The 923-nt window shown below is 63.2% G+C and carries 1 protein-coding gene; it reads right to left on the bottom strand.

Annotated elements, in window-relative coordinates:
• A partial coding sequence (locus CAPSK01_RS12665; protein WP_273703628.1) for a transposase occupies positions 1 to 884 on the bottom strand: 884 nt, incomplete at its 3' end.
• Between the last annotated feature and the right edge of the window lie 39 nt (positions 885 to 923).

The raw sequence follows: 923 nt of genomic DNA on the forward strand, positions 1-923 counted from the left end.
CGTTCCAGTGCGGTGCGCCGGTTGTAGCCCCGATGCCAGCTCGGGCTGCCATGGGGTGTCGGCACGAAGATGCGGCGATCCTGTTCGGTAATCTTGATGCGAACGATCCGGCCATAGGTGCCGGGATGGACGTCGCCTGCGGCGTGGCAGGACTCGGCGCCCGGGCACACACTCCCCACGTAAGCCGCCGGGCAACGGTACTTCAGCGTGTCTCGATCGGCTTCGAAGCCCTGAAAGACCAGGTCGCGGACTTCGCCCGTCTGCGGACAGCAGCAACGGACATTGCCCATTTCGGTATGGACGAGGGTATCGGCACGCTCGGGAAACAGCGGGCGGGTAATCGTGCTGGACGGATCGAAGTCGGGCTCCTGTTTCTCTGCGCGCCACAGTTCGCGCGTGTCGATCAGGGGCCGAATACGGTAGGTATCCCACAGGAGTGCCTTCGTTTCACCGGCATCGAGCCCACGGTCGGCGCTGAAATCCTCACACCGTTCGGCCAGTACCGGCTGTTCGGCGAACAGTTCGCCGATCATCTGGCGCAGGGTCGGGGATTCCGATGCCGAGGCACAAGTCACCACGACAGCGACCGGCAACTCGTAGTGCGTGTCCGCGATCACGTGCAAGCCATAGCCAAACCAGCTCTTGACCTGGCTCCAGGTTTTGCCGTTCGCATCGACGCCCGAGGTCTTGTGGTGGCCCCAGTCCGCGTCTGGATCGGAGGTCTTGCTCGTTTCGCGGTCTCTTTGTCCGGTACTGTGGCTTTCGACCGCCTTGCCGTCGAAGCCCAAGTGCCGGCCGAAATCGGGCAACACCTCGGTGAGACTTTGCCGCAGCGAGGCGAGCATCTGCTTCGTGTAGCCGCCGGCCGTTTCCAATTGGATCAAGGTCGCCAGAAAGCGGGAGAACGCTGAGTCGGGTGGAAC

Source organism: Candidatus Accumulibacter vicinus, from assembly GCF_000584955.1.
Classification (GTDB): domain Bacteria; phylum Pseudomonadota; class Gammaproteobacteria; order Burkholderiales; family Rhodocyclaceae; genus Accumulibacter; species Accumulibacter vicinus.